Below are 237 nucleotides of genomic sequence, written 5' to 3' on the forward strand. Positions count from 1 at the left end.
GGCTGAGCAGAGCGTGGGCATCGAACAGATCAACCAGGCGGTGACGCACCTGGACAGCGTGACGCAGCAGAATGCGGCGCTGGTCGAGGAGTTCGCCGCGTCCGCCGCCACGCTGCACGATCAGGCCGACGACCTGGCGCGCGCGGTGGCGGTGTTCAAGCTGTCTGCAGCCTACTAGGCGACCCCTGCACCACGCTCATCGCGCGTTGCAGGCGTGGCGTCAGTTCGCGGCTGGCG

Annotated in this window: 1 pseudogene; it reads left to right on the forward strand. The window is 68.8% G+C overall.

Annotated elements, in window-relative coordinates:
- Positions 1–178: pseudogene (locus tag SB764_RS44500) on the forward strand (chemotaxis protein); the annotation flags it as partial.
- Between the last annotated feature and the right edge of the window lie 59 nt (positions 179–237).

Source organism: Paraburkholderia sp. SIMBA_027 (assembly GCF_046535315.1).
Classification (GTDB): Bacteria; Pseudomonadota; Gammaproteobacteria; order Burkholderiales; family Burkholderiaceae; genus Paraburkholderia; species Paraburkholderia tropica.